Source organism: Armatimonas sp., from assembly GCF_043760365.1.
Classification (GTDB): domain Bacteria; phylum Armatimonadota; class Armatimonadia; order Armatimonadales; family Armatimonadaceae; genus Armatimonas.
In genome coordinates this window covers 1-4,788 of the sequence record NZ_JAYUPA010000443.1, presented here as the reverse complement: position 1 = coordinate 4,788, position 4,788 = coordinate 1, and the positions used below count along the sequence as shown (strand labels likewise).

The following is a 4,788-nucleotide window of genomic DNA, read 5'->3' as shown; positions in this document are numbered from 1 at the left end:
AGCATCGAGATCGAACCGGATGTCCTGCGGCTCTTTAGACTCCACCGCAAGATAGAGAAACTGATCGTCCCAGTCGAAGTAGACCCGCCCCTCAGGCGCATCGTAGAGCAGATCCCAACCCTGGAGCGTCTCCAATGGCACCGTGTGCTTTATGCGCTTGCGCTCGTAGCTGTTTCCACTGGCAGCAAGCGGCGCGGTCTGACGCCCCTCGGGCACCTGGGCAAGTGCCGCGCCTGAACCGGGAAGAAGTAAGCTACTCCAGACGGCTGAAGCGATCTGAAAGTTGTGTGTCCTGAAGGAAGTTCTGAGCATACTTGAGTTTCTGCTGCGCCTCGCCGTTCTCCGGGTCCAGACGCAGAGCTTTCTTATACTGGAACAGCGCCGCCGCATACTGCTGATCCTGATAGAGTGCATTGCCCAGTGACAGTGCCTCCACAACCCGTCCCTGGCGCAAAAGCTCATTGAGCTCCGGCCCGGAGACGCCCTTCTGACGCGCTTCGGTGAAGGCGACGAGTGCCCCAGGTGCATTGCCCTGGTGTAGGAGAGCCCTCCCACGCTCCAGTGCACTCGCCGCCGCCGCGTAGCGTGCCTCAGCAAGGAGTGCGCGGGCAGCAGTTGCCAGAGGGTCGGCCTGAATGGCTTCCAAAAAGGCCGCCTCCGCCGCTTCGGTGTTCCGCTCGGTTAGAGCAACCTGGGCCTCCGAAAGTTTCGTGCTGTACCAGCGCTGTCGAAGTGCCCCCTGCGCCTCCGTAAGCCGCGCGTCCGCTGGAAGTTCTTGTGCTGCCAGAGTGAGATGGGAACTGGCTCCGGAAAAGTCCCCCACGGTCTCGGCAGTCTGGGCGGCGGCGAGTGCACGCTGCCGCAGGTCGGTGAGCACCTCGCCCAGAAGCGCACAGGAGCGCAGATCCGAGGGCACCTCTGCCAGACGTGTCCGGAGCACCTCGGCGGCAGCGCTCACATTGCCCTTGTCCCATGCCCCCCGCGCCTCCGCCAGAGTGGCCTCTTCCGAGAGCGAAGCAACCCGCTCCCCAAAAGTCAGCTCGTAGGCAGTGAGTGTCCCATCGCGCAGGCTCACGGCGACAAAGCGCCCCGACGGTGAGAGGGAGATTCCCGTGGGCCGCGCGTCCTCGAAGTCTATGTCCCAGGTGGGCAGGCCCTCCTCGGACAGAAAAACCAGCCGCCCACTTGTCGCATCTAGTGCCAGTAGCACCGCGACACTCTTGCCGTCGGCATCTAAAGACAGCTCAACAGGCGTGCCAATCAGCTCGGTAAACCAGAGGAGCGTGCCATCGCTGCCAACCATTCCCACTCCCCCGACCTCGACCTGTGGCCCTCCCGTGGCAAAAACCGTGCGCGTGGGGCCGATGGTGGCAATCGCGAGGAGCGGGACATCCTGCCGGTGATTCCAAACTGTCTTGCGGGTATGATCAATCAAAGTCAGATCGCCACTCTCGCCCGCAACCGCCATAAAACAAGCGCTACGGTCCATGCAGACACGATTAATAGGGAAAGAAATGTCTTTGGTCCAGAGCAGCCGTCCGCCTAGCTCCCCCAGCGCCACGGAGTGACCGGACCCGACAATATCACAGAACGCGGCGGCAAACCGTGGCGTGTCTACCCCAAGGGAAACATCGGTGTACGAGGCGCGCCGATCCGGAAGAAAACGTGTCTTACGATTCTCTCGAAACAGATAAAGGTCATCATCGGTGGTGCCAATGTAGGTAGAACCATCAGGCGCGATCTCCGTCTTGCGAAGGGTCTCAACACTGTAGGTATGCACACGACGACTGCGCCCCTGCTCCGAGTAGCGCACCAAGTGAAAGGTCCGCACCTCAAGCTCATCGGGAACGGAGACCAAAAGTGTCCCGTCATCCAGCATCGCATAACGAGAGAGAGGGGCCAGGCCACGCGCTTTTCGGAGGAAGGTGAGGTTGACGTTCGTAATGTCGGGCATGCAGAAGAGATTATAGCACGACACTGCCTTGCCCCGCCTCGGACTGAGTGCTACAATCGGATCATGAATGAGGAACGGACAAGGCGGTCGTTTATGAAGCACATCCCACTGGGGCTGGAGCTTTACTCGGTGCGCGATGCGCTTGCCAAAGACCTGATGGGAACCGTACGCGCCGTCGCTAAGCTCGGCTACGAGGTGGTTGAGTTCTACTCCCCCTACCAGTCCTGGACTCCCGAGTACGCCAAAGAAGTACGCAAGCTTCTGGATGAGCTGAAGATCAAGTGCCTCTCCACCCACAACAGCCGCTCCGGGCTTGAGGGCGACGGGCTTAAGAAGGCAATTGAACTCAACCAAATCCTGGGCTCCAAGACGATCGTGATGGCGAGCGCGGGCAGAACACAGACTCAAGACGACTGGAAGCGTGTCGCCGAGACCCTCACCACAGCAGCGCAAGTGCTCAATCCGCTGAAGATGCGGTCGGGCTTCCACAACCACCAAACCGAGTTCATTGAGAAAGAGGGCTTCCGGCCTATCCAGCTCCTGGCTGCGAACACCCCAAAAGACGTCACGCTCCAGTTCGATGTGGGAACGTGCATGGAAGTCGGCTACGATCCCCTCGCCTGGATCGCGGCCAACCCCGGACGGATTCGCTCGCTCCACCTCAAAGACTGGGGCAAGACCGAGGGCTACAAAGTCCTCTTTAGCGAGGGTGAGACGCCCTGGGCCAAGCTTCTGGACTTAGCGGCGAGCAAGGGTGGGGCGGAGTGCTTCCTGATCGAGCAAGAAGGCAGCCGCTTCCCGTCTTTAGAGACTGCCGCAAAATGCCTGGCAAACTACCGTAAGCTGCGCCCCGCCTAACTCCGTCCCCCAAGACAAGGCAAGAGAATGCGTCATTTTTGGAAAGCTCTGTTGATTCTTGCAGCACTGTGCACGGCAAGTGCTCTGCCTGCGGCTAAAAATCGGCCCGTAGCTAAAAATCAGTCCTCAGAGGGCCGTGTGATCCTACGACGGCTCAATCGTGTCGAGTATGAGAACACGGTTCGTGATCTCTTCGCGATCAATGTCTCGGTAAAAGAGCTGCTACCAGAGGACGCAATATCGCACGGTTTTGATAATGTGGGAGCCGCGCTCAATATCTCACCAGCACTCATCGAGCGCTACCTTGAAGCGGCGGATGCAGTGCTCGATGCGGCTGTCGCGCCCGTTCACAAGCTGGAGAGTAAGACGACGCGCTTTGATCTCTACGACTCGCTACCAGACTGGTTCCTAGCAGGTGTCTGGAAGCGTGATGATGGCGTGATTCTCTTCCGCAACAGTGGCGATTCCGCAACCGATCTGCGCAAGTTCCAAGCGCCCGCGCCGGGACGCTATCGCTTCCGTATCTGCGCCTCGGCACACAACTCAGAGACGCCGCTGCCGATGGCGGTGCTGCTGGGCAACTTTGTGGTAAGCGGAAACCCGACGCGCCACCTTGGCTACTTCGACGCGCCACCAGGTCAGCCGGCAGTGATTGCGTTTGAGGAGCGGCTCCTCGCGCGCAACGACACCCTCAAAATCACTCCCGTCGCGCTGCCATTCGTGTACCTGAAGCCGGAGACCGTCGCCGACTACCCGGGGCCGGGCCTGAAGATTCACTGGGTCGAAGTCGAGGGGCCGCTGCCCGAGAGCTGGCCCACGGAGAGCTACCGGCGCGTGTTTGGCGACGTGGATCCCAAAGTGGGGACGCTGGCGGATGCGGAGAAACTTCTGCGACAACTTCTGCCCAAAGCATTCCGACGCCCTGTGACCGAGGGAGAAGAGAAACCTTTCGTGGCCATTGTAGCCGCAGCGCTCCAGTCGGGGCAGGGCTTTGAAATGGCACTGCGAGCTGGCATCAAGGGTGTACTTGTCTCCTCAAAGTTCCTCTATTTGCGCGAACCCATTGGTTTACTCGACGATACAGCGCTGGCGTCGCGGCTGTCGTATTTTCTCTGGAGCACAATGCCCGATGAGGCACTCTTCTCGCTGGCTCGCAGCGGTGAGCTCCACAAACCTAGCGTGCTGCGTGCGCAGGTGGATCGCATGCTCCAGCACCCGAAGGCGAAGGCGTTTACCGAGAACTTCACCGGCCAGTGGCTGAGCTTGCGAAATATCAACGCGACCACGCCCGACAAGACCCTCTACCCGGAGTTCGAGGAGCAGCTGCAGTGGTCCTCCGTGCGCGAGACACAGCTCTTCTTCGACACGCTCCTCAAGGAAAATCTCAGTGTGCGCAATATCGTGGACTCAGACTTTGCGATCCTCAATGGCCGCCTCGCCAAACACTACGGCATCCCGGGCGTGCACGGGGTCGAGTTCCGCAAGGTCGCGCTGAAGCCCGAGTATCACCGTGGCGGCGTACTCACCCAGGCGAGTGTGCTGAAGGCCACCGCAAACGGCACGGCAACCTCGCCGGTGCTGCGCGGCGTGTGGGTGCTGGATCGGATTCTGGGCAGCCCCGCCGCACCGCCCCCCGCCAATGTCCCCGCCATTGAGCCAGACATTCGCGGCGCACAAACCATCCGTGAGCAGCTCGCAAAACACCGCCTGACACCAAGCTGCGCGAGCTGCCACGTACAGATTGATCCACCGGGCTTCGCACTGGAAAACTACGATGCCATCGGCGGCTGGCGCGAGCGCTACCGGGTTATCGCGGAGCGCAAAGACTGGGTCAACAACCGCGTTGGCCCGCTGGCCAAGTACCTCGCCGCCTGGCAGTACGGCGAGGGCCGTGCCGTTGACGCCGGAGATACCCTCCCCGACGGGCGTCAGTTCACGGACATCACCGGGTTCAAGAAACTACTGCTCGCGCACCC

4 protein-coding genes are annotated in these 4,788 nt (G+C 60.6%); 2 read left to right on the top strand and 2 right to left on the bottom strand.

Annotation, left to right across the window (positions count from 1 at the left end; genetic code table 11):
• Both ACH2EH_RS10470 and ACH2EH_RS10465 read right to left on the bottom strand, forming a co-directional pair.
• On the bottom strand, nucleotides 1–216 hold a 216-nt coding region (locus ACH2EH_RS10470; RefSeq protein ID WP_395141433.1), incomplete at its 3' end, for a hypothetical protein.
• Between the two features lie 37 nt (nucleotides 217–253).
• The gene (locus tag ACH2EH_RS10465) at nucleotides 254–1,954 is read right to left on the bottom strand and encodes a tetratricopeptide repeat protein (protein ID WP_395141431.1); all 1,701 of its coding nucleotides are present in this window, start codon (nucleotides 1,952–1,954) and stop codon (nucleotides 254–256) included.
• A gap of 63 nt (nucleotides 1,955–2,017) precedes the next feature.
• On the opposite strand from ACH2EH_RS10465, the gene ACH2EH_RS10460 reads away from it, so the two are divergent.
• Together ACH2EH_RS10460 and ACH2EH_RS10455 are read left to right on the top strand one after the other, a co-directional pair.
• Nucleotides 2,018–2,812, top strand: coding sequence for a sugar phosphate isomerase/epimerase family protein (locus ACH2EH_RS10460; RefSeq protein ID WP_395141429.1), 795 nt, complete (start codon nucleotides 2,018–2,020; stop codon nucleotides 2,810–2,812).
• Between the two features lie 27 nt (nucleotides 2,813–2,839).
• Nucleotides 2,840–4,788 (top strand): DUF1592 domain-containing protein (locus ACH2EH_RS10455; RefSeq protein WP_395141426.1); only part of this gene is annotated, 1,949 nt, incomplete at its 3' end.